Annotated in this window: 24 protein-coding genes and 5 pseudogenes; 16 read left to right on the top strand and 13 right to left on the bottom strand. The window is 67.7% G+C overall.

The window, feature by feature from the left end; genetic code table 11:
• The first annotated feature begins 26 nt into the window (after positions 1-26).
• From ACQ86J_RS34620 to ACQ86J_RS34605, 4 genes are read left to right on the top strand one after another with little or no spacing between them, the layout of a single operon-like run.
• Positions 27-944 (top strand): ABC transporter permease, encoded by a 918-nt coding sequence (locus tag ACQ86J_RS34620; RefSeq protein ID WP_431269072.1) that lies wholly within the window; start codon positions 27-29, stop codon positions 942-944.
• Positions 941-1,810, top strand: coding sequence for an ABC transporter permease (locus tag ACQ86J_RS34615; RefSeq protein ID WP_431269071.1), 870 nt, complete (start codon positions 941-943; stop codon positions 1,808-1,810). The genes ACQ86J_RS34620 and ACQ86J_RS34615 overlap by 4 nt, the downstream gene beginning before the upstream one ends.
• Entirely contained in the window at positions 1,807-2,790 is a 984-nt protein-coding gene (locus ACQ86J_RS34610; protein WP_431269070.1) for an ABC transporter ATP-binding protein, read from the top strand. Before ACQ86J_RS34615 ends, ACQ86J_RS34610 begins: the two co-directional genes overlap by 4 nt.
• The gene (locus tag ACQ86J_RS34605; RefSeq protein WP_431269069.1) at positions 2,787-3,740 is read left to right on the top strand and encodes an ABC transporter ATP-binding protein; all 954 of its coding nucleotides are present in this window, start codon (positions 2,787-2,789) and stop codon (positions 3,738-3,740) included. The genes ACQ86J_RS34610 and ACQ86J_RS34605 overlap by 4 nt, the downstream gene beginning before the upstream one ends.
• Positions 3,741-3,885: 145 nt before the next feature.
• Here ACQ86J_RS34605 and ACQ86J_RS34600 read toward each other — a convergent pair.
• The 4 genes and pseudogenes from ACQ86J_RS34600 to ACQ86J_RS34585 form a co-directional block, all read right to left on the bottom strand.
• Positions 3,886-4,531: pseudogene (locus tag ACQ86J_RS34600) on the bottom strand (MBL fold metallo-hydrolase).
• A 4-nt stretch (positions 4,532-4,535) separates the two neighbouring features.
• Entirely contained in the window at positions 4,536-4,793 is a 258-nt protein-coding gene (locus ACQ86J_RS34595; RefSeq protein WP_431269068.1) for a hypothetical protein, read from the bottom strand.
• A 16-nt stretch (positions 4,794-4,809) separates the two neighbouring features.
• Positions 4,810-5,055, bottom strand: coding sequence for a hypothetical protein (locus tag ACQ86J_RS34590; RefSeq protein ID WP_431269067.1), 246 nt, complete (start codon positions 5,053-5,055; stop codon positions 4,810-4,812).
• Positions 5,045-6,064 carry an ABC transporter substrate-binding protein gene (locus ACQ86J_RS34585; RefSeq protein ID WP_431269066.1) on the bottom strand — a complete coding sequence of 340 codons (1,020 nt, stop codon included), beginning with the start codon at positions 6,062-6,064 and terminating at the stop codon, positions 5,045-5,047. Before ACQ86J_RS34585 ends, ACQ86J_RS34590 begins: the two co-directional genes overlap by 11 nt.
• A gap of 99 nt (positions 6,065-6,163) precedes the next feature.
• Here ACQ86J_RS34585 and ACQ86J_RS34580 point away from each other — a divergent pair.
• The 7 genes and pseudogenes from ACQ86J_RS34580 to urtE form a co-directional block, all read left to right on the top strand.
• Positions 6,164-6,556, top strand: a pseudogene (locus ACQ86J_RS34580) (EamA family transporter); the annotation flags it as partial.
• Positions 6,557-6,707: 151 nt separating this feature from the next.
• Complete coding sequence (locus tag ACQ86J_RS34575; RefSeq protein WP_431269065.1) at positions 6,708-7,082, top strand: EamA family transporter; 375 nt, start codon at positions 6,708-6,710, stop codon at positions 7,080-7,082.
• 222 nt (positions 7,083-7,304) lie between these two features.
• A pseudogene (urtA, locus tag ACQ86J_RS34570) lies at positions 7,305-8,551 on the top strand (urea ABC transporter substrate-binding protein).
• A 55-nt stretch (positions 8,552-8,606) separates the two neighbouring features.
• Positions 8,607-10,175: an urea ABC transporter permease subunit UrtB gene (urtB, locus tag ACQ86J_RS34565; RefSeq protein ID WP_431269064.1), complete on the top strand. Its 1,569-nt coding sequence runs from the start codon at positions 8,607-8,609 to the stop codon at positions 10,173-10,175.
• 41 nt (positions 10,176-10,216) lie between these two features.
• Complete coding sequence (gene urtC, locus ACQ86J_RS34560) at positions 10,217-11,266, top strand: urea ABC transporter permease subunit UrtC (RefSeq protein WP_431272637.1); 1,050 nt, start codon at positions 10,217-10,219, stop codon at positions 11,264-11,266.
• A complete protein-coding gene (urtD, locus tag ACQ86J_RS34555) occupies positions 11,263-12,012 on the top strand; it encodes an urea ABC transporter ATP-binding protein UrtD (RefSeq protein ID WP_431269063.1) in 750 nt (249 codons plus the stop codon). Before urtC ends, urtD begins: the two co-directional genes overlap by 4 nt.
• A 3-nt stretch (positions 12,013-12,015) precedes the next feature.
• Complete coding sequence (gene urtE, locus ACQ86J_RS34550; RefSeq protein WP_431269062.1) at positions 12,016-12,711, top strand: urea ABC transporter ATP-binding subunit UrtE; 696 nt, start codon at positions 12,016-12,018, stop codon at positions 12,709-12,711.
• Between the two features lie 103 nt (positions 12,712-12,814).
• Here the strand turns inward: urtE and ACQ86J_RS34545 are convergent.
• The 3 genes and pseudogenes from ACQ86J_RS34545 to ACQ86J_RS34535 form a co-directional block, all read right to left on the bottom strand.
• Positions 12,815-13,352 (bottom strand): annotated as a pseudogene (locus ACQ86J_RS34545) (GNAT family N-acetyltransferase).
• Between the two features lie 70 nt (positions 13,353-13,422).
• The gene (locus ACQ86J_RS34540; RefSeq protein WP_431269061.1) at positions 13,423-14,640 is read right to left on the bottom strand and encodes an amidase; all 1,218 of its coding nucleotides are present in this window, start codon (positions 14,638-14,640) and stop codon (positions 13,423-13,425) included.
• Between the two features lie 108 nt (positions 14,641-14,748).
• Positions 14,749-14,901 carry a hypothetical protein gene (locus ACQ86J_RS34535; protein WP_431269060.1) on the bottom strand — a complete coding sequence of 51 codons (153 nt, stop codon included), beginning with the start codon at positions 14,899-14,901 and terminating at the stop codon, positions 14,749-14,751.
• A gap of 171 nt (positions 14,902-15,072) precedes the next feature.
• Here ACQ86J_RS34535 and ACQ86J_RS34530 point away from each other — a divergent pair.
• The 4 genes and pseudogenes from ACQ86J_RS34530 (at position 15,073) to ACQ86J_RS34515 (ending at position 18,713) form a co-directional block, all read left to right on the top strand.
• Positions 15,073-15,884: pseudogene (locus ACQ86J_RS34530) on the top strand (ferredoxin--NADP reductase).
• A 705-nt stretch (positions 15,885-16,589) separates the two neighbouring features.
• Positions 16,590-16,817, top strand: coding sequence for a hypothetical protein (locus ACQ86J_RS34525; RefSeq protein WP_431269059.1), 228 nt, complete (start codon positions 16,590-16,592; stop codon positions 16,815-16,817).
• Positions 16,818-17,080: 263 nt separating this feature from the next.
• The gene (locus ACQ86J_RS34520; RefSeq protein ID WP_431269058.1) at positions 17,081-17,725 is read left to right on the top strand and encodes an MFS transporter; all 645 of its coding nucleotides are present in this window, start codon (positions 17,081-17,083) and stop codon (positions 17,723-17,725) included.
• Positions 17,688-18,713 carry an MFS transporter gene (locus tag ACQ86J_RS34515; protein ID WP_431269057.1) on the top strand — a complete coding sequence of 342 codons (1,026 nt, stop codon included), beginning with the start codon at positions 17,688-17,690 and terminating at the stop codon, positions 18,711-18,713. The genes ACQ86J_RS34520 and ACQ86J_RS34515 overlap by 38 nt, the downstream gene beginning before the upstream one ends.
• Positions 18,714-18,775: 62 nt before the next feature.
• On the opposite strand, the gene ACQ86J_RS34510 is transcribed toward ACQ86J_RS34515, so the two are convergent.
• The 5 genes from ACQ86J_RS34510 to ACQ86J_RS34490 form a co-directional block, all read right to left on the bottom strand.
• Entirely contained in the window at positions 18,776-19,453 is a 678-nt protein-coding gene (locus ACQ86J_RS34510) for a 3'-5' exonuclease (RefSeq protein WP_431269056.1), read from the bottom strand.
• Positions 19,450-21,159: a DUF294 nucleotidyltransferase-like domain-containing protein gene (locus ACQ86J_RS34505; protein WP_431269055.1), complete on the bottom strand. Its 1,710-nt coding sequence runs from the start codon at positions 21,157-21,159 to the stop codon at positions 19,450-19,452. The genes ACQ86J_RS34510 and ACQ86J_RS34505 overlap by 4 nt, the downstream gene beginning before the upstream one ends.
• Before the next feature lie 154 nt (positions 21,160-21,313).
• Positions 21,314-22,867, bottom strand: a complete 1,554-nt coding sequence (locus tag ACQ86J_RS34500) for a cation acetate symporter (RefSeq protein ID WP_431269054.1) — start codon at positions 22,865-22,867, stop codon at positions 21,314-21,316.
• Positions 22,839-23,009 carry a hypothetical protein gene (locus ACQ86J_RS34495; RefSeq protein WP_431269053.1) on the bottom strand — a complete coding sequence of 57 codons (171 nt, stop codon included), beginning with the start codon at positions 23,007-23,009 and terminating at the stop codon, positions 22,839-22,841. The genes ACQ86J_RS34500 and ACQ86J_RS34495 overlap by 29 nt, the downstream gene beginning before the upstream one ends.
• Positions 23,009-23,314 (bottom strand): DUF485 domain-containing protein, encoded by a 306-nt coding sequence (locus ACQ86J_RS34490; RefSeq protein ID WP_431269052.1) that lies wholly within the window; start codon positions 23,312-23,314, stop codon positions 23,009-23,011. Before ACQ86J_RS34490 ends, ACQ86J_RS34495 begins: the two co-directional genes overlap by 1 nt.
• 223 nt (positions 23,315-23,537) lie before the next feature.
• Between ACQ86J_RS34490 and ACQ86J_RS34485 the strand changes: the two genes are divergently transcribed.
• Complete coding sequence (locus ACQ86J_RS34485) at positions 23,538-25,442, top strand: AMP-binding protein (protein WP_431269051.1); 1,905 nt, start codon at positions 23,538-23,540, stop codon at positions 25,440-25,442.
• Between the two features lie 48 nt (positions 25,443-25,490).
• Here the strand turns inward: ACQ86J_RS34485 and ACQ86J_RS34480 are convergent, their stop codons facing one another.
• Complete coding sequence (locus ACQ86J_RS34480; RefSeq protein WP_431269050.1) at positions 25,491-26,750, bottom strand: nucleotide sugar dehydrogenase; 1,260 nt, start codon at positions 26,748-26,750, stop codon at positions 25,491-25,493.
• Between the last annotated feature and the right edge of the window lie 96 nt (positions 26,751-26,846).

The following is a 26,846-nucleotide window of genomic DNA, read 5'->3' as shown; positions in this document are numbered from 1 at the left end:
CAGCATCGCCCCTAGCCTGAGCCCTCATGCTTCGCTTCGCCCTCCGTCGCCTGATCGTCGCGCTGCTCGTCGCCCTGACGGTGATGGTGCTGAGCTTCATGCTCACCCGCGTCTCGGGCGACTTGGCCATCTCCATCGCCGGCGCCAGCGCCACGCAGCAGGATGTGGAGATCATCCGGCACGCCTATGGGCTCGACCAGCCGCTGGCGATGCAGTTCCTCGACTGGATCGGCCGCGCGGCAGTCGGTGACTTCGGCGAGAGCTTCTTCTTCAAGGCGCGCACCGCCGACCTGATCATGGAGCGCATGCCGATCACCCTGACGCTCGGGCTGGTTGGGCTGGGCATCGCGCTGCTGGTCTCGATCCCGCTCGGCGTGCTGGCGGCGGTGCGGGAGAATACCTGGGTGGACCGCCTGGTGCAGTTCGTCGCCATGATCGGCCAGGCGATGCCGAGCTTCTGGCTCGGCCTGATCCTGATGATCACCCTCGGCCTGCAACTCGGCTGGCTGCCGATCTCCGGCACCGGCTCCTGGGAGCACTACGTGATGCCCGGGATCGTGCTGTCCTTCTCCGCCATCCCGGCACTGACCCGCCTGACCCGCAGCGGCATGATCCAGGCGCTCGGGTCGGACTATATCCGCACGGCGCGGGCCAAGGGGCTGAGTCGCCTTTCCATCCTCGGCAAGCATGCGCTGCGCAACGCGGCCATCCCGGTGGTCTCCATTGCCGCGGTCCAGCTCGGCTTCATGCTCGGCGGCTCGATCGTCATCGAGACGGTCTTCGCCCTGCATGGCGTCGGCTTCCTTGCTTGGGAGAGCATCAGCAAGAACGACTTCCCGGTGGTGCAGGCGGTCGTGCTGGTGCTGGCGTTGATCTACATCGCGTTGACCATGGCGGCCGACCTGCTGAACGCGCTGCTCGATCCCAGGCTTCGGTCATCGTGAGCGGCGCCGTGGTGATGCCGAAGCGACGGCGCTTTGCCTGGATGCGCCGGACCGGGCTTGTCTTCGGTGCGCTGATCGTCGGATTGGTGCTGCTGGTGGCGATCCTGGCGCCCTGGATCACCCCGCACGACCCCTTCGTGCAGAACCTCGACAACCGGCTGAGCGTGCCCTTCTGGATGGAAGGCTTCAAGCCGGAGAACCTGCTGGGCACCGACGGCCTCGGCCGCGACTACCTCTCCCGCCTGATCTACGGCGCCCGCATTTCCATGCTGATAGGCCTGCTGACGGTCGTCACCTCCGGCCTCATCGGCACCACGCTCGGCGTGCTCGGCGGTTTCTTCGGCGGGAAGGTGGATGATGCGGTGCTGTTCGCCATCACCTGCCGGCTGGCGATCCCGGTAGTGCTGGTGGCGCTGGCCGTGGTCGGGCTGCTGGGCTCGAGCCTGATGCTGGTCATCCTGGTGCTCGGCCTGCTGCTCTGGGACCGGTTCGCCGTGGTCGCGCGCTCGACCACCATGCAGGTGCGCAACCTCGACTACGTCGCCGCCGCCTGGGCCTCGGGCCTCTCGACTCCGGCGATCCTGGTAAAGGAGATCCTTCCCAACATCGCCAGCCACCTCGCGGTGGTGGCAACGCTGGAGATGGCACTGGCCATACTGCTGGAGGCGGCGCTGTCCTTCCTCGGACTCGGCGTGCCACCGCCCCTGCCCTCCTGGGGGCTGATGATAGCTGAGGGCAAAGACTACATGTTCTTCTCGCCCTGGGTGATCTTCGTGCCCGGCGTCGCGCTCTTCGTGTTGGTCTTCGGCATCAACCTGCTGGGCGACGGACTGCGTGACCTGCTGGGCGCGGGCGATACGCGATGAGCGAGGTGTTGCTCGACATCGCCGGCTTGCGGGTCGAATTCGGCGACACCGCGGCAGTCCGCGGCGCCTCCTTCACCGTGGCGCGCGGCGAGACGCATTGCATCGTCGGCGAGAGCGGCTGCGGCAAGTCGGTCTCGGCGCTCGCCGTCATGGGCCTGCTGGCGCGCAACGCGCGACGCAGCGCCGATCGGCTGGCCTTCGCCGGCGAGAACCTGCTGGCGCGGAACGAACGGCAGATGTCGCTGCTGCGCGGCGACCGCATGGCGATGATCTTCCAGGAGCCGATGACCAGCCTGAACCCGGCCTATACGGTCGGCTCGCAGATGGCCGAGGTCTTCACCCGCCACCGCGGCGGCAGCCGGCGCGCGGCGCTGGACCGCGCCGCGACGTTGCTCGGCCGCGTCGGCATCACCGCGCCGGGCATGCGGCTCGGCCAGTTCCCGCACCAGCTTTCGGGTGGCCTACGCCAGCGGGTGATGATCGCCACGGCGCTGATGTGCGACCCCGAGTTGCTGATCGCCGACGAGCCGACCACGGCGCTCGACGTGACGGTACAGGCGCAGATCCTGCGGCTGCTGGCCGAGCTGCAGCGCGACCTCGGCCTCGCCATCCTGCTCATCACCCACGACCTCGGCATCGTCGCTCGCATCGCCGACCGGGTCAGCGTCATGTATGCCGGCGAGGTGGTGGAGAGCGCGCCGACCGCGACGCTCTTCGCTGATCCCTCTCACCCTTATACGCTCGGACTGCTTGACTGCGTGCCGGTGCCGGGCAAGGTCAGGCCGGGCGATCCGCTTGGCAGCATCCCCGGCACGGTGCCGCGTATCCAGCCCGGCTTCGGCGGCTGCGGCTTCCGCGATCGCTGCGCTCATGCCGCGCCAGAATGCGCCGGCGCCGTGCCGCGCCAGCAAGCCGGCGGCCTGCACGAATTCCTCTGCCGCCTGCCGCCCGGCTGGACGGCCACGGGCCAAGCCGCATGATTCCGGCGATTGAGGTCCGCAATCTGCGCCGCATCTTCCGCGTCCGCGGCGGGATATTCGGCCAGGACCGCGAGGTCGTCGCGGTCGACGATGTCTCCTTCAGCCTGCCGACCGGCGGCGTGCTGGGCGTCGTCGGCGAATCCGGCTGCGGCAAGTCGACACTGGCGCGCGTCATCCTCGGCCTGCTGGCACCCACCGCCGGCGAGGTGCTGGTCGAAGGCCAGAGGCTCTCGGGCATGGACCGCCGCGCCCGCGCGCGGCTGATCCAGCCGATCTTCCAGGATCCTTTCGCCTCGCTCAACCCACGCCGGCGCATCCGCGACATCGTGGCGATGCCCCTCGCGGCCCAGGGTGGCATCTCCTCGCGCCAGGTCTCCGACCGGGTGGCGGAGATGCTGGCCCGCGTCGGCCTTTCGGCCGAGCAGGGCGAGCGTTTTCCGGCGCAGCTTTCCGGCGGCCAGCGGCAGCGGGTTGCCATCGCCCGTGCCCTGGTGCTTCGCCCACGCATCGTCATCTGCGACGAGCCGACCAGCGCGCTCGACGTCTCGGTCCAGGCGCAGATCTTGAACCTGCTTGCGGAGCTGCGGCGGGAGCTGAACCTCACCTACCTCTTCATCAGCCATAACCTTGCGGTGGTGGAGCATGTGGCAAGCGAGGTGGCGGTCATGTATCTCGGCCGCATCGTCGAGCGGAACGCGGCCGAGGCGCTGTTCCGCGCCCCGAAGCACCCCTACACGAAGGCGCTGCTCGCCAGCGTGCTGACGCCGGAGCCGGGGCTCGGCGTGCCGGATGTCGGTCTCGGCGAGGTGCTGCCCGACCCTGCTAATATTCCCCCTGGCTGCCGCTTCCACCCGCGCTGCCCGGTGGCCGAGCCGCGCTGCGCCACGCAGACGCCGATTGCGGTCGCCGGCGCCGAATGCCTCCTGCTGGAAGGTGCCGGCATACCGTGAACCCGAGGGCACCCGGCGCTTTCAGGCCGGGTCACGGGGATGGTCGCCGATGTGGATCCTGCTCGCCCTGATCGTCGTGGTCGTCGCGCTCGTCGTGCTCGACCGCTTGAATTCGCCAGCGTCTTCCGCCGCAAGCGGGACCGGCTCAACCGCCCCTGAGGAAGGGATTTGTCCGCCGCTCCTGGCCGAAGCTCGAGCCGGGGCCATGGCCGCAGAGGAAGGCGATGTCGTCGCCGAGCGGCAACAGCTTGTTGTGGATCGAGCAGAATCAGCGCCTCGGGGTCGCCATAGGGGAAATCGGTCCGCCCGACCGAGCCCTGGAACAGCACGTCGCCGACGAAGGCGATGCGCATCGCCTCGTTGACGAAGACCAGGTGACCCGGCGTATGGCCGGGGCAATGCAGCACGGCGAAATCCTCGCCGGCGATCGAGACCGTCTCGCCTTCCGTCAGCCAGCGGTCGGGTGTCACGTTGCGGCAGGCGAAGCCGTATTGCGCGCCCTGTGTCTCGATCCCCTCCAGCAGGAAGCGGTCGCGCTCGTCCGGGCCGATGATGGGCGGCCGGTCCGGCAGCGCCTCCTGCAGCGCCGCGGCGCCGCCGGCATGGTCGAGATGACCATGCGTCAGCAGGATGCTACCGACCTTGAGCTTCAGCTCGCCGATGGCGTGCAGGATCTGCTCGACGTCGCCGCCGGGGTCGACCACCACGCCCTCGCCCGTCGCCTCGTCCCACCACAGCGAGCAATTCTGCTGGAACGGGGTGACGGGGACGATCGCTGCCTTCAGTCCCATGCGCTTACTTCCAGCTTGCCAGGTAGAAGCGCGGCAGCTCGTCCGCGAAAGGCTTAAAGTTGAGCTGGCGGGAGAAGCCATAGGTCGTGACGTAGGTGTGCAGCGGCAGCCAGAAGGCGTTCTCCGTCGCCCGCTTGATGGCGGCGCTGTAGGCTGTCTTGCGCACCTCCGGGTCGGTGCTGCTGCCGCCTTCCAGCATCAGCTTCTGCATCTCCGGGTCGCGGACATAGTCGTCGTTCCCGCCGCCGAAGAAGACCGGCATGATCGCCGAGACGTCGTTAATGGAGTAACTGCCCCAGCTGCCGAGGAAAAGCGGCGTTCTGCCCCTGCCAGCTGCGCTGGATGGCGGCCGAGACCTGCATCTGGGTCAGCCGCGCCTTGATGCCGACCGCCTGGAGGTAGTTCTGCACCGCCGAGCCCCATTGCGGCAGCACGTAGCTGACCAGCTCGGTCTCGAAGCCATTCGAAAGGCCGGCCTCGGCCAGCAGCGCCTTCGCCCTGGCGGGATCGTAATCATAGGTCACCGCAGCGGTGGCGTCGCAGCCGGATCTGGCTGGAGTAACAGGGCGCCGCCGGCACACGGGACCCGCCGGTGACCAGCTTGTCGGCGATCGACTTGCGGTCGATCGCATGCCAGATCGCTTGGCGCACCTTCAGCTTGGTGAGCGGGTTGTCCGGCCCGCTGCGGCCGGCAGCGTCGATCGAGAGATAGCCGATGCGCATTGATTCCTGGCGGATCGCCTGCACCGTCGGCAACCTGTTCACCTGGTCGAACTGGTCCGGGTTCAGGTTCCAGATCCAGTCGGCGCGGCCGCTCAGCAGCTCGGTCATCTCAGTTGCCGCATCGGGGACGAAGCGCACGGACAGCTTGCGGATCGCCGGCTTTCCCTTCGGGCTACCCTGCCAGTAGCCATCAAACCGCTCGAACTCCACCGCGGCACCCGGATCGAAGCGGGTGATGCGATAGGGGCCGGCGCCGACCGGCGCACGGACATAGCCCTCGGCGCCGACCTTCTCCCGATAGGCCTTGGGATAGATCGGCGTGACCAGGGCCAGGTATTCCAGCGCCGCCGGGGTAGGGCGCTTCAGGGTGACGCGCACGGCGAAGGGGCCGGTGGCCTCGACCTTCTCGATCCAGGCATAGTTGCTGGGGGTCGAAACCCGCGCATCCGGGTTGGAGACGGTGTTGATCGTATAGACCACGTCCTCCGCGGTCAGGTCGCTGCCGTCGTGGAACTTCACCCCCTGGCGGATCTCGAGCTCGAGCACCGTCGGCGAGGCGAAGCGCCAGGCGGTCGCCAACAGCGGCTTCAGCTCGAAGCTGTCCGGGTCGCGGTGGACAAGCGTGTCCCAGCCCTGATGCGCCATGACCAGACCGGTACGAAGGTTGTTGTAGTAGGGATCGATGTTCGGCAAAGCGTCGCGCATGACGATGCGCAGTGTGTCGGCGGATTTCTGCGCCAGTGCGTCATGCCCAAGGCCGATCCCAGCTACCGCGCCGGCTCCCGCCAGCAGCACATCTCGTCGCAGCATCGCCCTGTCTCCCCGGCTGACGGGCGATGACGGTAGGGGGCAATCTCCGGATCGGCAAGCGGGCTGGACCGCGCGCCCACCCCGCCGCAGGCTGGCCACATGTCCACGCCCGACCGAGCCTCCGCCAGCGGCACCCTGCCGCCGGCCGCGATTGCCCTGATGATCCTCCTCTCGGCTCTCTGGGGTCTCAACGTGGTGATGGTGAAGGTCACCAGCCTCGGCATCCCGCCGGTCCTGCAGGCCGGGTTGCGCTCCGTCCTCGCGGCGCTGCTGGTGCCACTGCTCTGCCGCCCGCTAAGCCTCCGCTTCGGCGCTTGGCGGGACGGCGGCACCCTGGCGGTGGGGATCTTTGCCGGCCTGCTCTTCGCCCTGGAGTTCGTCGCGCTCTACATCGGCATCGGCCTGACGACCGCCGCGCGCGCCGTCGTCTTCCTCTATGGCGCACCCTTCTGGGTGGCGCTCGGCACGCATTACCTGGTGCCGGGGGACCGACTGACCCGGGCCAAGGCGATCGGGCTCTGCGTTGCCTTCGGCGGGCTGGTCCTTGCCTTTGCCGATGGAGCTGCGCGCCCCGGCCGGGCCAGCTTCGCTGCTCGGCGACGTACTCTGCTTGGTCGGCGGCGCGCTCTGGGCGGCGACGACGGTGCTGGTCAAGGCCTCCGCGCTGCGCGCGGCGCCGCCGGCCCTGGTGCTGCAATACCAACTGGTGATCTCGGCCCCGCTGCTGCTGCTCGCCTCGCCCCTGCTCGGCGAAGCCTGGGCGATCGACCCTTCGCCGCTCGTGCTCGGCGCCTTCCTCTATCAGGCCGTGGCCATCGCCGGTGCGAGCTACCTGGCCTGGTTCTGGCTGGTGTCGCGATATTCCGCCTCACGGCTCGCCGCCTTCAGCGTGCTGACGCCGGTCTTTGGCGTCCTGACGGGCGTGCTGCTGCTGGACGAAGCACTGGGCGGCGGGTTCCTGGCCGCAGTAGCACTGGTTGCCCTCGGACTCTGGCTGGTGAACCGACCGGCAGGCTGAGCCGGCGCGGGAGTTGCACCCACCACCAGCAAACCGACGCGGTCGAATCGGTTTCCTGCTCATTTTTCGCGCATCTCATTTTCTCCCGGCGGCGAGCAGGCCGGGCTAGCGGTGGCACGACTCTCGCTAAACGGGGAGGCGCCCGCGCACCCACCGGGGGGTGGATCAGGCGCGTGCCGCTGCGGCCGAACAGGCCAGGGCTTGATGAGGAACGACAGTCGAATGACCACCACGTCCCCTACCCTCACGCGCCGCGCTGCGCTGGCGGGCCTCGGAGCCAGCCTCGCCGCGCCGATGATCCAGCCGGCCTTCGGCCAGGGCGCGCCGATCAAGGTCGGCGTCCTGCACTCCCTCTCCGGCACCATGGCGATCAGCGAGACCGCGCTGCGCGACACCGTGCTGTTGATGGTCGAGTATGCCAACAGCAAGGGCGGCCTCCTCGGGCGCAAGCTGGAAGCCGTGGTCGTCGACCCCGCCTCCAACTGGCCGCTGTTTGCCGAGAAGGCGCGCGAGCTGCTGCAGGTCCACAAGGTCGACGTGACCTTCGGCTGCTGGACCTCGGTCTCCCGCAAATCCGTGCTGCCGGTCTTCGAGGAGCTGAAGGGCCTGCTCTTTTATCCCGTCCAGTACGAGGGCGAGGAGGAGAGCCCGAACATCTTCTACACCGGCGCCGCGCCGAACCAGCAGGCGATCCCGGCGGTCGAGTACCTGATGTCGAAGGATGGCGGCGAGGCCAAGCGCATCGTCCTGCTGGGCACCGACTACGTCTATCCGCGCACCACGAACCGCATCCTGCGCGGCTTCCTGAACTCCAAGGGCATCGGCAATGCCGACATCATGGAGGAATACACCCCCTTCGGCCACAGCGACTGGCAGGGCATCGTCGCCCGTGTGAAGCGCTTCGCCGCCGAGGGCAAGAAGACCGCGATCGTCTCCACCATCAACGGCGACGCGAACGTCCCCTTCTACCGCGAGCTCGGGAACCAGGGCATCAAGGCCGAGGACATCCCCTGCGTCGCCTTCAGCGTCGGTGAGGAAGAGCTGGCCGGCATCGACACCAAGCCGCTGGTCGGCCACCTGGCGGCATGGAACTACTTCATGTCCACGCCGGGCAAGCCGAACGAAGAGTTCAAGGCGATGTGGCAGGCCTACATCAAGAACCCGAAGCGCGTCACCAACGACCCGATGGAAGCCACCTATACCGGCTTCAAGATGTGGATGCAGGCGGTCGAGAAGGCGAAGACCACCGCGGTCGCCGCCGTGACGCCAGCGTTGATCGGCCAGAAGATCATGGCCCCTGCGGCTTCGAGGAGGAGATGCTGCCGAACCACCACCTGTCGAAGCCGGTATTGATCGGCGAGATCCAGGCCGATGGCCAGATCAACACGGTGTGGAAGACCCCGGGCGTGGTGAAGGCCGAGAACTGGTCGCCCTTCATCCCCGAGAATGCAAACCGCGCGAAGAAGTAACCCGCGATGGGGCGGCGCCGGGTCCTTCCGGTGCCGCCGTCCTGCGAAGGGCATCATGACCGCTTTCATTCTCCGCATTTCCCTCCTGCTGCTACTGGCGTTGCCGGCCCGCGCGCAGGATGCCTTCACCGCGTCCCTCCCCGGCCTGACCGGCGGCTTCAGCGACGTCGCCGCATCGGTCGACCGCCTCGGCACCCTCGGCGATCCGCGCGCGCTGCCGGTCCTGAAGGCGTTGCAGGAAGGCAAGCTGCAGAAGACGGCCGATGGCCGCCTGCTGCTCCCGGATGGCGCCGGCGCCACCGATGCGGCGACCGGCCGCCCGGCCGACACCACGGGCGCCGAGACCGTGCGGCTGAACAACCGCGTGCGCCAGGCGCTGCGCGGCGCGCTCGGCCGGTTACAGCTCGTCTCGCCCGATCCGGCCGAGCGCGGCGCCGCGGCCGAGGCCATCTTCCGCGGCCGCAGCGCCGAGGACGTACCGCTGCTGCAGGTCGCCATCGGGCGCGAGCAGATCCCCACGGTGCGCGAGAAGATCGAGCTGGCGCTTGCCGCGGCGCAGCTGGTCGCGCCGGACGAGGCAGCCAAGCGCAACGCGATCGCGCGCCTCGGCGCCGCCGGATCGGTCGAGGCCCGCGCCTTGCTGATCGAGGCACGGGCCGCCAATCCCGACCTGATGAACAGCATCGACGTCTCCATCGCCTCGATCGAGAAGCAGCTGGCGATCCGCCGGATGGCGGAGACGCTGTTCCAGGGCCTCTCGCTCGGCTCGGTGCTGCTGCTGGCGGCACTCGGCCTCGCGGTCACCTTCGGCGTCATGGGCGTGATCAACATGGCGCATGGCGAGTTCGTCATGCTCGGCGCCTATGCCACCTTCGTGGTGCAGGAGCTTTGCCGCGGCATCCCCTGGCTCGCGCCTTGGTCGCTGCCGCTGGCCGTGCCGGCCGCCTTCCTGGTGACCGCCGCCGCCGGCGCGCTGCTGGAGCGTGGGCTGATCCGCCATCTCTATGGTCGGCCGCTCGAGACACTGCTCATGACCTTCGGTGTCGGAATGATTTTGCAACAGGCGGTGCGGCTGGCTTTCGGTGCGCAGAACCGTGAAGTCATCTCGCCTTCCTGGATGCAGGGCACGCTCACACTGCCGGGCGGCGTCGCGGTCACGCAGAACCGGCTCTGGATCATCTTCTTTGGCCTCGCTGTGCTGGCCCTGGTCTTCGCCGCCATCCGGCTGACCCGCTTCGGGCTCGAGATGCGGGCAGTGGTGCAGAACCGCCGCATCGCCGCCACCATGGGCATCCGCACCGGGCGGGTGGATGCGATGACCTTCGCGTTCGGTTCAGGCCTCGCCGGCCTCGCCGGCGTTGCGCTGTCGCAGATCGACAACGTCTCACCAAATCTCGGCACCGGCTACATCATCGACAGCTTCATGGTGGTGGTTTTCGGCGGCGTCGGCTCGCTCGCCGGCACGCTAGTCGGCGCGCTCACACTCGGCGTCGTCAACAAGATGCTCGAGCCTTGGGCCGGCGCAGTTCTGGCCAAGGTCTTCGTCCTTGTCGCCATCATGTTGTTCATCCAGCGCCGGCCCAAGGGACTGTTCGCGCTGAAAGGAAGGGCCGCCAGATCGTGAGCGCCACTCTCGCCTCCCCGCTGCCCGGCAGCGCCGGGCGCATGACCCTGCGACTGGTACTGCTTGGCGTCGTGCTCGTCCTGGCGGTGCTGCCGGCGCTGAATCGGCTGCCGGTCGACAGCGCGCTGCATGTCTCCGACTTCCTCATCAGCATCACCGGCAAGTGGATCACCTATGCCATCCTGGCCTTGGCAATCGACTTGGCCTGGGGTTATGCCGGCATCCTCTCGCTCGGCCATGGCGCCTTCTTCACGCTGGGCGGCTATGCCATCGGCATGCACCTGATGCGGCTGATCGGCACGCGCGGCTCTTACGGCCACCCGACCCTGCCAGACTTCATGGTCTTCCTCGGCTACAAGGAACTGCCCTGGTACTGGCTGGGCTTCGACTTCTTCCCATATGCGCTCTTCATGGCCATGGCGGTGCCGGGGCTGCTGGCCCTGGTGGTCGGCTACCTCGCCTTCCGCAGTCGCATCACCGGCGTCTATCTCTCCATCATCACCCAGGCGATGACCTATGCGCTGATGCTCGCCTTCTTCCGCAACGACATGGGTTTTGGCGGCAACAACGGCTTCACCGATTTCAAGGAACTGCTGGGCATGCCGCTGAACACGGCGAATGCCCGGGCCGCGCTGTTCTACGCCTCCCTCGCCCTGCTGGTGGCGGCCTTCGTCCTGTGCAGCCGGATCACCCAGTCGAAGCTCGGCCGGGTGCTGGTGGCGATCCGCGATGCGGAAAGCCGGGTGCGCTTCCTCGGCTACGACGTGACCCAGCACAAGCTCTTTGTCTTCGTGCTCTCGGCGGTGCTCGCCGGGCTCGCCGGCGCGCTCTACGTCCCGCAGGTCGGTATCATTAATCCCGGGGAGTTCAGCCCCGGCAACTCGATCGAGGCCGTCATCTGGGTCGCGGTCGGTGGCCGCGGCACGCTGATCGGCGCGGTGCTCGGCGCCTTCTCGGTCAATGCGCTGAAGACCTGGCTGACGACCGTCGCGCCCGACCTCTGGCTGTTCGCCCTCGGCGGGTTGTTCGTCGCCGTCACCCTCTTCCTTCCGCGCGGCCTGATCGGCCTGTTTTCAAAGGCGAAGCCATGAGTGGCGGCAGCGGTGATCCGGTCCTGTACCTCGACGGTGTCTCGGTCACCTTCGACGGCTTCAAGGCGCTAAACAATCTCTCGCTCTTCGTCGAGCCGGGCGAGCTGCGGGCGATCATCGGCCCGAACGGCGCCGGCAAGACGACGATGATGGACGTCATCACCGGCAAGACCCGGCCTACAGAAGGCACGGTCCGCTTCCACCAGCACGACCTGACCCGGCTGGACGAGGCCAGCATCGCCAATCTCGGCATCGGCCGGAAATTCCAGAAGCCGACGATGTTCGACGCGCTGACCGTGTTCGAGAACCTCGAGCTCGCCCTGAAGGCGCCGCGCGGTCCCTTCGCCTGCCTGCGCTGGGTCCTGACCGGCGAGGCCCGGCGGAAGATCGAGGCGGTGATGGAGGAGGTCGGGCTCGGCGCCCGGGCGCAGGACCGCGCCGGCGTGCTGAGCCATGGCCAGCGGCAATGGCTAGAAATCGGCATGCTGCTGATGCAGGACCCCGAGCTCCTGCTGGTGGACGAGCCGGTCGCCGGCATGACCGACCAGGAGACCGAACATACCGCCGCCCTGCTGGTCCGCATCGCCGGCACGCGCAGCGTAGTGGTGGTGGAGCACGACTTGGAATTCGTCCGCGCGCTGGGCAGCAAGGTGACGGTGCTCTGTGAGGGCTCGATGCTGTCGGAGGGCAGCATCGACCATGTTCAGAACGACCCACGGGTCATCGAAGTCTATCTGGGACGTTGAACGATGCTCCGCGTTGAGACCATCGACCTCTCCTACGGGGCCTCCCGCTGCCTGCGCAGCGTCTCGCTGGAAGCCGATCCCGGCAGGATCACCTGCGTGCTTGGCCGCAATGGTGTCGGCAAGTCGAGCCTGATGCGGGCGATCGTCGGGCTGGAACGCGTGCAGTCCGGCCGGATCATGTGGGAAGGCAGGGACATCGCCGGCATGGCGCCGGCCGATCGAGCCCGGGCCGGTATCGGTTATGTGCCGCAGGGCCGCGAGATCTTTCCCTTCCTGACCGTGCAGGAAAACATCGAGACGGCGCTCGCCGCGGCACCCCGGGGCAGCAGGGTGCCGGAGGCGGAAATCTACGCGCTCTTCCCAATCCTCAAGCAGTTCCTGAAGCGGCGCGGCGGCGATCTATCAGGCGGCCAGCAGCAGCAGCTGGCGATCGCCCGGGCGCTGACCGCGCGGCCGCGCCTGCTTATCCTCGACGAGCCGACCGAGGGCATCCAGCCGAGCGTCATCAAAGACATTGCCCGGGTCATTCGCCTGCTGGCGCGCGAGAAGAACTTCGCGGTGGTGCTGGTTGAGCAGTACTACGGATTCGCCCGCGAGCTGGCCGACCGCATCGCGGTCATGGTGCGCGGCGAGATGGCGTTAGGCGGCCCTGTCGGCGAGCTGGACGACGATGCGGTGCGGCGCCTGCTGACCGTCTGACGCACCGGCGGAACACGGAGGAGCGGGACGAAAGTATTCTACCCGCCCCCCCTCATCTCTCTTTCGGATTCTGGCAGCCACTTGGCCATCGACCCTGCCTGCCTCAGCCCGGGACGTCGCGGTCGCCGGCACCGATGCTGCGCTGCATGAACACCACGTCCAGCCAGCGGCCGGATTCTCACCCCGGCCGCCTTCAGCACCCCGGCACGCTGGAAGCCCAACGACAGGTGCAGGCCGATCGAGCCGACATTGTCGCTGTCGCCAATCACCGCGAACATTTGCCGGAAGCCGGCCGCCTCGGCCCGCGCAATCAGCGCCGCGACAAGAGCCTTGCCGACCCCCATGCCGCGGACGTCGTTGCGGACATAGACGCTGTTCTCCGCGGCGAAGCGATAGGCGGAGCGGTTGCGGAACTGGGCGATATAGGCATAGCCGATCAGCCCGGGCGCCTCGCCCGGCAGCCCCTCGCCCTCCGCCACCAGCCAGGCCCAGCCGCGCGCCTGGCCTTCCGCGAAGCGAGCCGCCATCTCCGCCTCGGTCGGCGGAACTTCCTCGAAGGTGCCGGTGCCGTGCAGCACATGATGCGCGTAGATGGCGGTGATGGCCGGAAGGTCGGCCTCCACGGCGTCGCGGATGTGCATGCAAGCGTCCTCGTACTGACCGACCTGTCCAGGCAAGCTGTAGCGGCCGGCTTCCTCAGCGACAAGCACGTCAGCCAGGCAAGCCGGTTGCCTCGGACAGCCGCGCCGCCAAGGACAGCAAGGCACGGTCGCGCCCCGGCGCGGCGACCAGCGAGAGCCCGACCGGGGCGCCGCCATCCCGCCCGGCCGGAATCGAGACCTCGCAGAGCCCCGCCAGGCCGGAGATGGCGCTGACGCCCATGGTCAGTTCCCGCACCGCATTCTGGTCCGCCAGGCTCGCGGTCAGCTTCGGCGCCGGGGCCGGGCTGGTCGGGAAGACCAGCACCGCGCCACCTGCCAGCAGCGCGCGCATCCGGGCCTGGAACACTCGGCGGAAGGCCCGCCCGGCAGCGGCCTTCTCCGGCGGCATGGTGCGGGCGGCGTCGAAGCGTTCCTGCACGCCGGGCCCGAAGCGCGGCCCGATGGCGGCGACCCAACTGCCGAGCGTCGCCCAGGCTTCCTCCGCCTGCGCGCAGCGGAAGCTTTCATACAGGGTGGCCAGTCCCTCAGGCGCCAGGTCGACGCGCGCGGTGCGGCCGAGCAACCCCTCCAGCGCCTGCAAGGCATCGGTCAAGGCGAGCACGGTGGAGGGCAGCGCATTCATCCAGGCTGCCTCCACCTTCAGCAGCGGGCCGAGCCGGGCGCCAGGCGCGGTGTCCTCCGGCAGCAGCACCTCGCCGACCTGCGCCAGCACGCTGGCGCGCGCAGCGAACCAACCGGCGGTGTCGAAGCTGGGGCCGAGGCCGCAGGCGCCGGCAAGGCTGACCGCTCCCCAGGAAGGGCGGATGCCGAAGATGCCGCAATAGCTGGCCGGGATGCGCACCGAGCCGCCGGTATCCGACCCCATGGCGAAATCGACCAACCCGGCCGCGACGGCGGCGGCCGAGCCGCAGGAGGAACCACCGGGGAAGCGATCCGGTGCTGCGGGATCCAGCGGCGTGCCGTGCCAGACATTCTCCCCGGTGAGCCCATAGGCGAGTTCGACCGTTTTGGTCTTGCCGCGCAGGAAGCCGCCAGCCTGCAGCAAAGCCTGGACCACCGGCGCATCGGCGGCGGCGACCGGATGGGTCCGGGCCCAGTCCGGGTTGCCATAGGTCGTCGGCGTGCCGGCGACGTCGTACAAATCCTTCACCGCGAAGCTGAGCCCGGCCAGCGGGCCGGACGCGGCGCCGCGGCGCTCCACCCGCGGTCCCGGCACGAAGGCGCTGACCGTGTCGGTCAGGTCACCAAAACCCGGAGCTTCGGTCATCGTCATCCCATCCCGCCTGCCGATGGCAGGATGTTGCAACTTTGCTGCCAAGTAAAACCGGCGCCCATGCGCGATCGCCGGTCGTGGCGTCGGCCGAGCGCTCGACCGTCAGCCCAGCAGCATTGTCTTGGTAGCCAGCGCGGCCAGCGTGGCGGTCACTGCTGCGGCGGGCAGGCCGCCCCGCCGCTCCAGAGCCGCAAAGGCGACGCCGCCAATGATCAAGGCCCAGGCAACGGCCTCGGTGAGCTCAATGGCGGGCATGTTAGCCTCTCCTTTAATGGACTGGTTTTAATCTATCATAAATCTGGCCGCCATAAAACACCTGATGTGTCGGCTGCTCGCCAGTGCTCTGCCTTCGCCGACACTGATGCAGGTCAGGATTGCGCCATATCCTGTTGCGCTGCGGCGCGCAGTTCCGCATTTAGGCTCGCCATGGACGCCCTGCCCCTCGCCCCTGCGAAGCCCGCCATCCCGCCCGCCTTCTATGGTGAGACGGTGACCTGGGTCCATCATTGGACCGACAAGCAGTTCTCCTTCCGCTGCACACGCGACCCGGCCCTGCGCTTTGTCGCCGGCCAGTTCGCCATGATTGGCCTGATGGTGGACGGCAAGCCGCTGGTGCGGGCCTACTCCATGGTCAGCCCGCCCTGGGAGGAGGAACTCGAATTCCTCTCCATCAAGGTGCAGAACGGCCCGCTCACCTCGCGTCTTCAGCATATCAAGGTTGGCGACACGGTGTTGATTGGCAGGAAGCCGACCGGCACCCTGCTGGTCGAGAACCTGCTGCCCGGCAAAACGCTTTGGATGGTTTCGACCGGCACCGGCATCGCCCCCTTCATGTCGCTGATCCGCGAACCCGAAGTCTATGAGCGCTATGAGCATGTCGTGCTCATGCACGGCGTGCGGGAAGTCAAGGAACTCGCCTACCACGATTATATCGGCACCGAGCTGCCGACGCATGAGTTCCTGGGCGAAATGCTGCGAGGCAAGCTGCTGTACTACCCGACCGTGACGCGGGAAGCATTTCCGACACAAGGCCGCGTCACGACGCTGCTGGAAAGCGGCAAGGTCTGCGCCGATCTCGGCCTCGCCGCTCTCTCGCCCGAGCATGATCGGATCATGCTCTGCGGCTCCGAGGCAATGAATGCCGACGTCAAGGCGCTGCTCGAAGCGCGGGGCTTCATCGAGGGTTCGAACAGCGAGCCGGCACCTATGTCGTCGAAAAGGCCTTCGTGACCAAGTAGCGGCGGTCCCGGCCAAGCTTCCCCAGCCAGTCGCGCGTCTCGCGGCCCTATTATCCAGTCATCGCCAGCGGCACCGCCGAAACCAGGATGTATCAATCCCGGTTTCGGCGCAGACCGAGACTGCCGAATCGGTCGCGGCAGGAATGTGTCACCAGTGCGACCGGGCGGTGTATCCCGAGGCCCGGCGCTGGTGGCTATCGCGGGCGTCGCCACTGGGGAAGGACGACCGATGGATGCAGCCCTGCGTGACAGCGCAGCAAGATGGCTGGCGGATGCGGTGCGGACCGGTAGTTCTGGACGCTCCGCTGCCCCCTTCGCGATGCCACGCAGCATGCTGGACGGGCAGCGGATCGCTGCCCGTGTCCTTGATATGCTGGACCTTTCCGCCTGCGGCCTGCGCTTGGCCAGCCCGACCAATGGCCGACCGGTGCCCGGCCCGGTACTGGAGGAGCGCCTGCTGAAGGAAGGCACCAGTGTATCCATGTCGAAGCTGCGCCATCCGCGCGTCAGCGCCGCCGTAGTCGGCGAACTGGCTGCGGACCTGCCGCGGCGCGGCGACGAGACGCCGACTTCGCCGCCCTCCACCCCGCCGTCGATATCGCCAGCTGGCGCCTCCCCGAGCCGCCATCCACCGGCGCACTGGCTGCAGCGGACCTGGCCGGACTTGGCTTCATCGTCCGTGGCAAGGCCAAGCGGATGCTGCCAATGCGCCTGCGCATATCGCTCGCGCCGGTTGGAACTTGGCGCCGCGGGGAGGAAGTGGACCTCGAGGAAGCCATGATGGCGGCGGCACTGGCGGCGCGGCGGGCCGGCGGGCTGCCGCGCGGGTCCTTCCTGGTGGCGCTGCTGGGCGAGTCGCTCGAGCCACAGGCGGGACTGGACCTGCACGCCTCCTTCGGCCGGCTCGGCCGGGTCAGCGTCCGGTTCGAGTAGCCGAAAACTCGGCAAACTCTCCCGGACCATGCTTCATCCGATTATTTCTATCCTTTTGGCGGAAAGCAGATTGACGGTGCATCAGCGTTCTGATTAGCGCTCAGGTGTCGTGCCTGCCCTGAAATCACGCCCCGAAATTGCGCTGGCCTCTGCTTTGGCGCACGGGTTGGTCGTTGGGCTGGTTCGACGCGTAAGATCGTTGACAGGGGCGAGGAATGGCCAGTCAAGTAGCAACAATGAATACGGACCAAAAGACGCGTCCCATGAGCCGCGAGGAGAGGAAGGTCATCCTGGCCTCCTCGCTCGGCACGGTGTTCGAATGGTACGATTTCTATCTCTACGGGTCGCTCGCGGCGGTCATCGGCGCCAACTTCTTCAGCCAGTTTCCGGAGAGCACCCGCAACATCTTCGCCCTGCTGGCCTTTGCCGCGGGCTTCCTGGTGCGCCCCTTCGGCGCCCTGGTCTTCGGTCGGTTGGGTGACCTGGTTGGACGCAAATATACCTTCCTCGTGACCATCCTGATCATGGGCGGCAGCACCTTCGTGGTCGGCATCCTGCCGACCTCGGACAGCATCGGGATCATCGCGCCGATCGTCCTCATCGCCCTGCGCCTGCTGCAGGGCCTGGCGCTCGGGGGCGAGCATGGCGGCGCAGCGACCTATGTGGCGGAACACGCGCCGCATGGCCGACGCGGCTTCTATACCTCCTTCATACAGATCACCGCGACTGCCGGCCTGTTCCTGTCGCTGCTGGTCATCCTCTTCACCCAACTTGCGGTGGGCCCAGACGCCTTCAAGACCTGGGGCTGGCGGGTACCCTTCCTGCTGTCGATCGCGCTGCTCGGCATCTCGGTCTGGATCTCGCCTGCAGATGGAGGAAAGCCCGGCCTTCAAGAAGATGAAGGCTGAAGGCACCCATTCGAAGGCACCGATCGCCGAAGCTTTCGGCCAGTGGAAAAACGCCAAGATCGCCTTGCTGGCGCTACTCGGCTTGGTCATGGGCCAAGCGGTAGTGTGGTACACTGGCCAGTTCTATGCGCTCTTCTTCATGGGCACGGTGCTGAAGGTCGATCCCTTCACCACGAACATGCTGATCGCTTGGTCGCTGCTACTGGGCTCGGGCGGGTTCGTCCTGTTCGGTTGGCTGTCGGACAAGGTCGGCCGCAAGCCGATCATCCTCGGCGGCTGCTTGCTGGCGGCGCTGACCTACTTCCCGCTGTTCAAGCTGATGAGCCACGAGGCCAACCCGGCCCTGTCCAAGGCCCACAGCGAGATCTCGGTCCAGGTGGTCACCGACCGGTCGAGCTGCTCCTTCCAGTTCAACCCGACCGGCACTGCGAAGTTCACCGAGCCCTGCGACCTGGCGAAGGCCGCTCTCGCCCGCGCCTCGGTCAACTACTCGGTCGAGAATGTGCCCGGCGCGGTCGCCGCGGTGCGCATCCAGGGCGGCCAGGTGATCCCGGCCGACAGTCCAACCTTCGCCGCCGATCTCGGCAAGGCCTTGACCGCGGCGGGCTATCCGGCGGCCTCCAACCCGACGGTCGTGAAGATGTCGAACCCCTTCGACATCTTCCGCGAGCAGCCGGCGGTGCTGGTCGGCATCCTCACCCTTCTTGTGATCTACGTGACCATGGTCTATGGCCCGATTGCCGCGGCGCTGGTGGAGCTCTTCCCCACCCGGATCCGCTATACCTCGATGTCGCTGCCCTACCACATCGGAAACGGCTGGTTCGGCGGCCTGCTGCCGGCGACCTCCTTCGCCATGATCGCGCAGACCGGCGACGTTTATTTCGGCTTGTGGTACCCGATCGTCATCGCCCTCGCCACCGTGGTGATCGGCCTGTTTTTCGTGCCCGAAACCAAGGACGTCGACATCTACGCCGAAGACAAGGCGTAAGACGAAACGCCACACGAAACGAGGCGCCGGGGGCAACCCCGGCGCCTTTTCCTTTGCCCGCCTTATCCACCGGTCGGTGGCGGCGGTCCCTGCCCCATGCGCTCGCGCCGGATGCGGGCGCCACGTGTCTTCATGTCGCGCAAGGTAAGATAGGCCATCCCCGCCATCACTGCGTCGTTCAGCGCGTCATGCGCCGCCAGCGGCGGAATGCCGAGATCGCTCAGGATGTTGTCGAAGCGCAGGTCGAAGACCGTCCCGGGCGGCGCATTGCCGTATTTGCGCTCGTAGTAAAGCGCGCTGACCTCGATCTGCGGATTGGGCAGCTTCACCTCGATCAGGTCCATCGCATACTTGTCCAGCATGCGGACGTCGAAATCGATATAGTAGCCGACCAGCGGCCGGCCGCCGATGAAGCGCAGCAGCTCCGGCAAGATCTTCCGCATGGGCAGCGCATCGGCCACGTCGCGCTGGCGGATGCGATGCACCTTGATCGACTCCGCCCCGGCCTGGCTGTCCTCCGGCCGCACGAAGGCCTCGAAGCGTTCGCTGGTCAGAATACGGTTGCCACGGATGCGGACTGCCGCGACCGCGACGATGTCGTCGCGCCGCGGATCGAGCCCGGTGGTCTCGCAGTCGAGCGCCACCGCCTCATCCTCCGGCCCCGGCTCAAAGAGGAACTTGTAGGCATGGTCGCCGAGCGAGGCCCTGTAGAACAGCCGCCATAGTGCCCCGCGGCTCATCCGAAGGCGGCCAGGTTGTAGCGGGTGCGAAGCGTTTCGCGGAACTGCCGGACGATCCGTAGCGCGTCGCGGAGGATATCGCGGTCCGTGGGCGAGAGGCTGCCAGGCAGCACCAGCGCCTCCATCTCTAGCACGCCGCGCCGGACGGCTTCCAACTGCGCCCGCAGCCGGTACTCCATGAAGACTCGCAGCGCCGAGAGCAGCTCCTGGCCGAAGCTGGCGCTGAAGGCACCGGCGCCGACCAGCGCCTCGATCCGTCCGGCCGTGGAAGTCGCCATGATGCCGCGGTCCATCGCCATGGCGCGCATGCCATGGACGATTGGAAAGATGCCGGCCTTCTTGATGTCGATCGCATCGGCGGCGACCCCGACCTTCTCCATCAGGGTCGAGAGCACCCCGAGGCCGGGCGTCTCAAAGCTCTCGACCAGGTTGGCGAAGCGGGCAATCAGCGCCCGTTCGCCTCGCATCATCTCGCCCAGGGCCAGCTTGGCCTCGGCAAGCAGGCCGGTGCGGCCGGTGACGGCGACCGCATCGAAGAAGATCGCCAAGTTCAGCGTCGCCTCCGGCGTGCGATCCATGATCCAGTGCCGGAGCTGCCGCAGCAGCCCGTCCAGCGGCTGCGACCAGAGCGGGTTGCGGACCATGACGTTGCCCGGGCAGGGCGGGAAACCGAAGCCGGCCAAGGCGTCGGAGAAGGCTTCCCGGAACTGGGCGAGTTCCGCCGCCGGCACTGGCCCATCCAGCAACAGCCCGTTGTCCTGGTCGGTGCGGACCGTCTGCTCGCCGCGGCCCTCCGACCCCATGATCATCAGGCAGCCCTGCGCACGGATGGCGGGCGGCGCCAGCAGGTCGAAAAGCTTGACGAAGAGGCGACGGTTGAGGTCGGAGGTGATCTCGGCGATCTGCTCCACCTTGACGCCCTGGCGGTGCAACCGCTCCACCTGGCCCTGGATATCCTGCGCCGGGCCGGCCAGGTCCGCCACTGTCCGCGCTCGGTCGATGCGGCCGGGGATGAGCTGGGAGTTGCCCGCGACGAGGCCAAGGATATGGATGTCTTCGAGGAAGCCGGTGAACTCGCCCGCGGTCCGCACCGCTACGCGGCGCTTGTCATGGCGGGTCATCAGCAGCAGCGCCTCGAAAATGAAATCCTCGGCGTCGACGGCGATGACGTCGAAATGGCAGACCTGTCGCACCGGCGTGTCGAGCGGCAACTGCTGCAGGAGCACCGCCTTGGCCAGGTTCATCCCGGTGACGACACCGGTCCGCCCATCCTCGCGGACATAGGCGGCGTTGATGCTGGCGTCCTGCATCCGGGCGGCGGCTTCGGCGAGCGTCGCGTCGCCCGGGACCACGATGGCCGGGCCGCGGCTTGCCTCCCGCACCCTGGAACGGAGCACGCTCTCCATTCCCTCCTGCCGATGGGCACGGGCGAAAGCGTCGAGCTTGGCGGAAACTTCGGAATAGAAGAAGGCGGCGAAGCCGGCATTGCGGGCAATCAGCCCCAACACCACCGCGCGTGGGATGAGGTAGCAGAGCGTCTCCTCGGCAGCGATGAAATCCTCGCCTGCCGCGCCATGCACCAGGGCGCGGCTGTCGAAGGCGTCCTTCGGGCCGAGCACGGCGTTGAGCGTGCCACCATCGCGGACCTCGATCGAGCCCTTGATGATGACATGCAGGTGCTCGGCCTGCTGCCCGGGAATCAGCACCGCCTCGCCCGGCCGCAGGTAAGCGATGTCGAGGGATGCGCGGAGCTTCGCCGATCTGCTCTTGCGTGAGCCGGTCGAAAGGCGGGTTGCTGGCGTCGAAGGCGCTCGGCATAGGGAGGTGCGGGCGGCCGGTTACCCGGCCGCCCGCGTCGTCTCAGTGGATATGTGCCGAGGCTGCGCCGATCCCCGTCTCCGACCGCACGTATTGCGCGTCGTAGGAGGCCAACTCGCGCTTGGCGCGGGCGCTGCTGTCCAGCTTCGAGACCACCCAGATGCCGACGAAGGCGATGGTCATCGAAAACAGCGCGGGGTTGTCGTAGGGGAAGAGGGCAGTCTTGTTGCCGAGCGTCTGCACCCAGACCGCCTTGGACAGAACCACCATCACCACCGCCGAGAGCAGCCCGAGAAAGCCGCCAACCATGGCGCCGCGGGTGGTGCACCCCTTCCACATCGTGCTCATCAGCAGGACGGGGAAGTTGCAGCTCGCGGCGACGGCGAAGGCCAGGCCGACCATGAAGGCGACGTTCTGGTTCTCGAAGACATAGCCCAGGATGATGGCGACGATGCCGATCACCACGGCGGAGATCTTCGAGATGTTGACCTCCTTCCTCTCGTTGGTCCGGCCACGGGCGATGACCTCGGCGTACAGGTCATGGCTGACCGCCGAGGCGCCCGAGAGCGTCAGGCCGGCAACCACCGCGAGGATGGTGGCGAAGGCGACTGCCGAGATGAAGCCGAGGAAGAGGCTGCCGCCGACCGCATTGGCCAAGTGGATGGCTGCCATGTTGGTGCCGCCCAGGATACCGGTGATCTTGTTGATCACGCCGCCCGGACCCGCGGCGTAGTAGGTCGGATCGACCATCAGGAAGGTGATGGCGCCGAAGCCGATGATGAAGGTCAGGATGTAGAAATAGGCGATGAAGCCGGTCGCGTAGAACACCGACTTCCGCGCCGCCTTGGCGTCGGAGACGGTGAAGAAGCGCATCAGGATATGCGGCAGGCCGGCGGTGCCGAACATCAGCGCCAGGCCGAGCGAAATGGCAGAGACCGGATCGGCCACCATGCCGCCGGGCGCCATGATGGCATCGCCCTTCGGATGCACCTTCACCGCCTCGGCGAACATCGCCTCCGGGCTGAAGCCGAAGTGGAGCATGACCATGAAGGCCATGAAGGTGGCGCCACCGAGCAACAGGCAGGCCTTGATGATCTGCACCCAGGTGGTGGCCTTCATGCCACCGAAGGCGACGTAGACAATCATCAACGCGCCGACGATGACCACGGCATAGAGGTAGTCGAGGCCGAAGAGCAGCTGGATCAGCTTACCCGCGCCGACCATCTGGGCGATCAGGTAGAAGGCCACCACCACCAGCGTGCCGGTCGCCGACAGGATGCGGATCTGGGTCTGGTCGAGCCGGAAGGAGGCGACATCGGCGAAGGTGAACTTGCCGAGGTTGCGCAGGCGCTCCGCGATCAGGAACAGCACAATCGGCCAGCCGACCAGGAAACCAATCGAGTAGATCAGCCCGTCGAAGCCGGAGGCGAAGACCAGGCCGGAGATGCCGAGGAAGGAGGCTGCGGACATGTAGTCGCCGGCGATCGCCAGGCCGTTCTGGAAGCCGGTGATGCCGCCGCCGGCGGCATAGAAATCCGCCGCCGATTTGGTCGAGGCGGCGGCGCGATCACGTGATGAACAGGGTGCCGATGACAAAGAGGAAGAACATGCCGATGGCGGCGATGTTCAGCCCCTGCTTCTCCACCGCACCGTCGACCGCGCCGGCCGCCCAGGCCACCGCATGCGTGCCGAGGAAGCCGACGAGGCCGGCCACCGTGGCGAGACTGAGCCGGCGCATCAGGCGATGTCCTTCTGCAGGTCGCGGGTCAGCGCATCGAAACGGCCATTGGCGCGCTGCACGTAGATCCCGGTGAGCAGGAAAGCCGAGACGATAACGATCAGGCCCAGCACGATGCCGACCGAGGTCGCGCCGCCGGCCACCTTCGCCGCCATCAGGTCGTGCGCAAAGGCCACCAGGAAGATGAAACCAAGATAGATCGCCAGCATGACCGCGGCGAGGGTCCAGGCGAAGCTGGAGCGGGTCCGCACGAGTTCCTGGAATTTCGGATTGCCGAGTATGCGGTCCTGTTCCGATGTTGCCACGTCGCTTCCTCCCTACGGCGAGTTTAGGTGCATCGCAGCATAAACCAAACACGGACGAGGCCGTATTGATCCAGCGCAATGCGGGTCCAGCGGGTCTCGCCTAACGGCCCCGCGCGAGACGCGCCAGTCCCTCCTGGCCGGGTCGCGTCATCACGCCCAGCAACGGCTTGCCGCCCGCCCCGGGCCTTGCCAGTTTGCCGGGGAGACGGTCCGGGAGGCACCCATGCAGACCAGCGACGGCCACAGCCGCTACGCCACCAGCTACGCCGCCTGGCAAGCCGACCCAGACGCATATTGGGCCGCGGCGGCCCAGCGGATCGACTGGGACAAGGCACCCGACCGCATCTTCGACCCCGCTTCCGGCCCCTATGGCCGCTGGTTCCCGGATGCACGGCTGAACACCTGCCACAATGCCATTGACCGCCATGTGGCAGCCGGCCGCGGGGCACAACCCGCCATCATCTGGGACAGCCCGATGACGGGGCGAGTCGAGACGCTGACCTATGCGGCGCTGCTCGGCCGGGTCTCGAAGCTGGCCGGTGCGCTCGCTGCCCGCGGCGTCGGCGCCGGCGACCGCGTGGTACTCTATATGCCGATGGTGTCTGAGGCGGCGATCGGCATGCTGGCCTGCGCCCGGCTCGGTGCGGTGCATTCCGTGGTCTTCGGCGGCTTCGCCGCGGTGGAGCTGGCGGCGCGCATCGCCGATGCCCGGCCGAAGGTGATTCTTGCGGCGTCCTGTGGGCTCGAGCCCGGCCGCGTCGTCGCCTACAAGCCGCTGCTCGATGCGGCGATCGCGCTATCACCGCACAAGCCGGATGCGGTGCTGGTGCTGCAACGCGAACAGGCCCTCGCCGCGCTGGTTCCCGGCCGCGACGAGGACTGGCTGGAAGCCGAGTCCGCCGCGGCGCCCGTCGCCTGCGTCTCCGTCGCCGCGACCGATCCGCTGTATATCCTCTACACGAGCGGGACGACCGGCAAGCCGAAGGGCGTGGTGCGCGACAATGGCGGGCATGCCGTGGCGCTGCGCAATCCCATGGCCATGCTCTACGGCGTCGAGCCGGGCGAAGTGATGTTCACCGCCTCCGATGTCGGCTGGGTGGTCGGCCATTCCTACATCGTCTACGCGCCGCTGCTGACCGGCGCGACGACCGTGCTGTTTGAGGGCAAGCCGGTCGGCACGCCGGATGCGGGCACCTTCTGGCGGGTCTGCGCCCAGCACGGAGTGAAGGCGATGTTTACCGCGCCGACGGCGATCCGCGCCATCAAGCGCGACGACCCCGAGGGCAGGCTGCTGGCGCAATACGACCTGTCAAGGCTGGAGGCGCTGTTCCTTGCCGGCGAGCGCTGCGACCCGCCAACCGCCGAGTGGTGTGCGGCAATGCTTCGCAAGCCGGTGATCGATCACTGGTGGCAGACCGAGACTGGCTGGGCGATCACCGGCAACTTCCGCGGCCTCGGCCTGTTCGCGCCGCGCTTCGGCAGCGGCGGCAAGGCATCGCCCGGCTATGACGTGGCGGCACTGGACGAGGCCGGGCAGCGGCTGCCGCCCGGCGAAACCGGCACGCTGGCGGTGAAGCTGCCCTTGCCGCCTGGTTGCCTGCCGACGCTGTGGCAAGCCGACGACCGCTTCCGCGTCTCCTACACCGAGACCTTTCCCGGCTGGTACAACACCTCCGATGCCGGGGTGGTCGATGCTGAGGGCTATGTCTCCGTCATGTCTCGGACCGACGACATCATCAACGTCGCCGGCCACCGGCTGAGCACGGGGGCGATGGAGGAAGTGCTGGCGGGCCATCCGGATGTCGCCGAATGCGCCGTGGTCGGCGTCAAGGACAGCCTGAAGGGCCAAGTGCCGCTTGGCCTAGTGGTGCTGAAATCCGGCGTCGCCAAGGGCGAGGCGGCGATCTGCCGGGAACTGGTCGGCTTGGTGCGAGACCGGATCGGGCCGGTCGCCGCCTTCAAGGATGCCCGCGTGGTGGCTCGGCTGCCAAAGACCCGCAGCGGTAAGATTCTGCGTGCGACTCTGCGGAAGATCGCCGATGGTGAGGACTACATTGTGCTGCCGACCATCGACGATGCCAGCATCCTCGACGACATGGAAGGCGCGCTGCGCGGGATCGCGCGGTAGGACGCCTGCCGCAGCGTCCTGCTGCCGCGGCGGCTCGGGGAATCCGGCTCAGGCCTTGACGATGCCGGGGCCGCGGAGGCCGCGGCGGGCGCAGGCGTCCCGGGTATCGACAACCAGCCGCATCGCGGCGCACAGCCCGGCATAGTCGAGCCCGTCATGATCGGTGACGATCAGCGCGGCGTCGCAGCCCAGCGCCTCCGCCCAGGACACGGATCGCCGCCCGGCCAGCCCAGGATGCTCCGGCAGGCTGGGCAGTTCCGGCACCAGCGGGTCATGGTAGGGCGCCGCGCCACCCTGCGCCTCGATCAACTCGATCAGCCGCAGCGCCGGACTCTCCCGTACATCCTCGATGCCCGGCTTGTAGGCGGCGCCCAGCACCAAGATGCGGCTGCCGGCGATCCCCCTGCCCAGCCGTGCCCGCAGCGCAGCCTCCAGCGCCGTCGCCACATGAAAGGGCATGTCGGCATTGATCTCGCCCGCCAGCTTGACGAAGCGGGCCGGCACCCCCGCCGCCCGCGCTTTCCAGGCGAGGTAGGCCGGATCGACCGGAATGCAGTGCCCGCCCACTCCGGGGCCGGGCCAGAAGGGCATGTAGCCGAAGGGCTTGCCGGCGGCGGCGGCCACCACTTCCCAGATGTCGATACCCATGGCGCCGAAGGCGAGCTTAAGCTCGTTTGCCAGGGCGATGTTGACGGCACGAAAGGCGTTCTCGGTCAGCTTCACCGCCTCGGCCGCTTCCAACGAACCGACCGGCACGACCCGCTCCACCACCGCGCCGTAAAGCGTCTCGGCCAGGTGCAGCGCATCCGCGTCGGCGCCGCCGACCACGCGCGGGATGCCGGCGGTGCGGAAGTCGGTGTTGCCCGGGTCCTCGCGCTCCGGCGAATAGGCCAGGAAGAAGTCCTCCCCGCAGCGCAGCCCGGTCGACTCCAGGATCGGCTGCACCACTTGGCGCGTCGTGCCGGGCCAGGTGGTGGATTCGAGCACGACAAGCTGTCCTGGCCGCATGTGCCAGGCAAGCGAGCGGGCCGCAGCCTCGACCGCTGAGAGGTCCGGCTGGCGGTCCGGCCCCAGCGGAGTCGGCACGCAGATCAGCACGGCATCGGCCTCGACCAGCATGGCCCAGGTGCCGGAGACCGCGAAGCGCTTCGACCGCAGCGCGGCACCCAACGCCTGCGGCCCCACATGCCGCATGCCGCTCTCACCCGCCTGAAGCCGGCCCAGCTTGGCGGCATCCTGATCCAGTCCGAGCGTGACGAAGCCGGCTTCCGCCAGAGCGAGCGCCATCGGCAGCCCGGCATAGCCCAAGCCGACTACCGCGACGCGGGCACGGCGGGTGGCGAAGCGGTCTGCCAGCGCGCTGATCCAGCCCGGGGCATGATCGGGCGAGACTGGCGCGCTGAT

The organism is Dankookia sp. P2 (genome assembly GCF_050632255.1).
In the GTDB taxonomy this organism is placed as follows: Bacteria; Pseudomonadota; Alphaproteobacteria; order Acetobacterales; family Acetobacteraceae; genus Paracraurococcus.
Note: the sequence above shows the minus strand (reverse complement) of the source record. Positions and strands in the feature narration are given on the sequence as shown.

Excerpts from the sequence above, each read along its gene's own strand:
- ACQ86J_RS34540 (WP_431269061.1), bottom strand. The coding sequence starts at position 14,640 with ATGACCGAAGCTCCGGGTTTTGGTGACCTGACCGACACGGTCAGCGCC.
- ACQ86J_RS34620 (WP_431269072.1), top strand. The coding sequence starts at position 27 with ATGCTTCGCTTCGCCCTCCGTCGCCTGATCGTCGCGCTGCTCGTCGCC.
- ACQ86J_RS34610 (WP_431269070.1), top strand. The coding sequence starts at position 1,807 with ATGAGCGAGGTGTTGCTCGACATCGCCGGCTTGCGGGTCGAATTCGGC.
- ACQ86J_RS34495 (WP_431269053.1), bottom strand. The coding sequence starts at position 23,009 with ATGCGCCGGCTCAGTCTCGCCACGGTGGCCGGCCTCGTCGGCTTCCTC.
- ACQ86J_RS34595 (WP_431269068.1), bottom strand. The coding sequence starts at position 4,793 with ATGCCGGTCTTCTTCGGCGGCGGGAACGACGACTATGTCCGCGACCCG.
- ACQ86J_RS34515 (WP_431269057.1), top strand. The coding sequence starts at position 17,688 with ATGGAGGAAAGCCCGGCCTTCAAGAAGATGAAGGCTGAAGGCACCCAT.
- ACQ86J_RS34525 (WP_431269059.1), top strand. The coding sequence starts at position 16,590 with ATGCGCCTGCGCATATCGCTCGCGCCGGTTGGAACTTGGCGCCGCGGG.
- ACQ86J_RS34485 (WP_431269051.1), top strand. The coding sequence starts at position 23,538 with ATGCAGACCAGCGACGGCCACAGCCGCTACGCCACCAGCTACGCCGCC.
- ACQ86J_RS34520 (WP_431269058.1), top strand. The coding sequence starts at position 17,081 with ATGAGCCGCGAGGAGAGGAAGGTCATCCTGGCCTCCTCGCTCGGCACG.
- ACQ86J_RS34605 (WP_431269069.1), top strand. The coding sequence starts at position 2,787 with ATGATTCCGGCGATTGAGGTCCGCAATCTGCGCCGCATCTTCCGCGTC.
- ACQ86J_RS34585 (WP_431269066.1), bottom strand. The coding sequence starts at position 6,064 with ATGCTGCGACGAGATGTGCTGCTGGCGGGAGCCGGCGCGGTAGCTGGG.
- urtE (WP_431269062.1), top strand. The coding sequence starts at position 12,016 with ATGCTCCGCGTTGAGACCATCGACCTCTCCTACGGGGCCTCCCGCTGC.
- urtD (WP_431269063.1), top strand. The coding sequence starts at position 11,263 with ATGAGTGGCGGCAGCGGTGATCCGGTCCTGTACCTCGACGGTGTCTCG.
- ACQ86J_RS34510 (WP_431269056.1), bottom strand. The coding sequence starts at position 19,453 with ATGAGCCGCGGGGCACTATGGCGGCTGTTCTACAGGGCCTCGCTCGGC.
- urtB (WP_431269064.1), top strand. The coding sequence starts at position 8,607 with ATGACCGCTTTCATTCTCCGCATTTCCCTCCTGCTGCTACTGGCGTTG.
- urtC (WP_431272637.1), top strand. The coding sequence starts at position 10,217 with ATGACCCTGCGACTGGTACTGCTTGGCGTCGTGCTCGTCCTGGCGGTG.
- ACQ86J_RS34535 (WP_431269060.1), bottom strand. The coding sequence starts at position 14,901 with ATGCCCGCCATTGAGCTCACCGAGGCCGTTGCCTGGGCCTTGATCATT.